Below are 2050 nucleotides of genomic sequence, written 5' to 3'. Positions count from 1 at the left end.
AGATCTACCCCGACCCGCACACCCCCGACGAACTACCGCCCACCGCATAACCGTTGGCATGCGACCGTTACACCACTCCAAGGGACATGACCGCGATCCGAGCGGTGTGGCGGTGACGGTGAGCCATCCCGGACCGGATCAGGTCGCGCGCAGCCGGATCATCGCCCGGGTCTACGCCCTGTGACCGCAGGGACTCGTGCGGGACGCGGTGCAGGGTCTCCGCGCGGCGGTCGCCGCCGCAGGACCCTGCACCACGCCTTCAGTCAGGCGCAGCGGCGGCATCCGGCCTCGTCGGGTGACGCGGGGGCGCTCAGCGTGCGGGTGAGTCGATGCGCTGCAGGATGCGCTCGGCATCCTGCCCGAGCCGGCGCAGGCGTTCGGCGGAGAGGTTGTCCACGACCAGGTGGCGCACGTGGGAGACGTGTCCGGGCGCGGCCGAGGCGAGCTTGTCCATGCCCTCCCGCAGCAGGATGGCATGGGTGAAACGCCCGTCTGCCGGGTCCGGCTCGCGCCTGACGTACCCGCGCGATTCGAGCCGCTTGACCAGATGGGACAGGCGCGACAGCGACGAGCTGGTGTGCTCGGCGAGGGTACTCATCCGCAGTGTGCGCTCGGGCGCCTCGGCGAGCATCGCCAGGGTCATGTACTCCAGCATGCTCAGCTCCGCGTCGCGCTGGAGCTGGGCGTCGATGGCCCAGGGCAGCCGGGTGATCAGGCGGACCACCGACATCCACGAGGCCAGCTGGTCCGGCGCGAGCCACAGGTCCGCGTGCTCATCGGTCGGCGAAGGGGGCTCGGTCGTCACACGGCGAGGGTAGCGCGCAGCAGCGTCGGCAGCCGACCGCCCTCACTCCCCCGCGATGCGGTCGTACCCCTGAGCCCGTCCCGAGGCGGGCGTGCGGGAGGGAGGGACTACTCGGTCGCCTCCGGCCGGCCCTGGCCGGGCCCGCCGTTCGGAACCGCTCCTCCGTGCCGGCTGTCGTGCAGATGGCGGCCGAGGAGGGGACCGCCGTAGATGACGAAGCCGACGCCGATCAGCCAGGACTGCACGATGAGCGCCGCCCCCACCGGGCCGTAGGACACCGCGTTGGTGACGATCAGTGGGGAGAAGACGAGGGAGGAGAAACCGCGCAGCCCGACCAGCCCGACCATGGTGGCCACGGCGCCGGGAAGCAATCGCCGCCACGGGACCCGCTCCCCGAGCAGGAAGGACTGCCCCCACCAGAAGAAGAGCATCCCGAACAGGATGGTCAGGGCGATCCGGGCCGCACTCTCCAGCGGCCCGTGGTGCAGGGCGACACCGCTCTCCACCTCGGCCAGCAGATAGCCGGTCAGGGCCGCGAGCCAGACGCCGCGGCGCCAGGCGTGGTGCCACGGCCCGGCGGGCACGCTCCACACCCGCTCGTAGCCGGTCTGGACCGCGGAGGCGAAGGTCAGACCGAAGGCGGCGGCCGCCGCCAGGCTGAACGCGCTGGTGGTGCTGAGCACGTGCCGCGCCGTGAACAGCCGCTGTACCGCCTGCGCGGGGCCGGACGGCAGGCCCATCCCGTCGATCACCCACTGGGCGAATCCCCGGTGCCCGGCGGGGGCCGCGGCCGCGACGACGATCAGCAGGGGGACCAGCGTGACGAAGCACAGTGCCCCGAAACCCATGGCCCGGTGCATCAGCTCCATCTCGACGCCCTCGCGCCAGAGCCTGCCCAGCGCGAAGCGGACGGCCACACGTCTGCCAGGGTGCATGGGCCCGGCCCTTCCGTCATCCGGCGACATCGACACGCCTCCCTCTGTCGCCTGCCGCGCCGACACAGGGATCGCTCCTCGCACTATGCCTCGACCCGAGGCCGTCCAGCCCGAGGACACCCCAGCACATCGCTCCTCTCCCCCTTCGAGGACCTCCGCTACGCCGGCTTCTGACGGAGATCGCGGAGGTTCAGGTCCGAGAAGGCGTCAGCCCTGGGGGCGGTGGTTCCGCGGACGACGAGTTCGGGTTCGTGGAGGAGTTCTTTGGGGGTGGGGTTGGTGCCGTTGATCTGGTTGACGAGGAGGGTGA

3 protein-coding genes are annotated in these 2050 nt (G+C 71.4%); 1 reads left to right on the top strand and 2 read right to left on the bottom strand.

Annotated features, from left to right (window positions below; genetic code table 11):
* Positions 1-58 precede the first annotated feature (58 nt).
* Complete coding sequence (locus tag ABH925_RS37595) at positions 59-184, top strand: hypothetical protein (RefSeq protein ID WP_370156129.1); 126 nt, start codon at positions 59-61, stop codon at positions 182-184.
* A gap of 126 nt (positions 185-310) precedes the next feature.
* On the opposite strand, the gene ABH925_RS37590 is transcribed toward ABH925_RS37595, so the two are convergent.
* Both ABH925_RS37590 and ABH925_RS37585 read right to left on the bottom strand, forming a co-directional pair.
* Positions 311-805: a MarR family winged helix-turn-helix transcriptional regulator gene (locus ABH925_RS37590; protein ID WP_370156127.1), complete on the bottom strand. Its 495-nt coding sequence runs from the start codon at positions 803-805 to the stop codon at positions 311-313.
* 107 nt (positions 806-912) lie between these two features.
* Positions 913-1740 (bottom strand): ribonuclease BN, encoded by an 828-nt coding sequence (locus ABH925_RS37585; protein WP_370156125.1) that lies wholly within the window; start codon positions 1738-1740, stop codon positions 913-915.
* Positions 1741-2050: the final 310 nt, after the last annotated feature.

This window comes from Streptacidiphilus sp. EB129, assembly GCF_041262645.1.
GTDB lineage: Bacteria > Actinomycetota > Actinomycetes > Streptomycetales > Streptomycetaceae > Streptacidiphilus.
Note: the sequence above shows the minus strand (reverse complement) of the source record. Positions and strands in the feature narration are given on the sequence as shown.

Coding starts and splice junctions, on each gene's coding strand:
- ABH925_RS37595 (WP_370156129.1), top strand. CDS start 59: ATGCGACCGTTACACCACTCCAAGGGACATGACCGCGATCCGAGCGGT.
- ABH925_RS37585 (WP_370156125.1), bottom strand. CDS start 1,740: ATGCACCCTGGCAGACGTGTGGCCGTCCGCTTCGCGCTGGGCAGGCTC.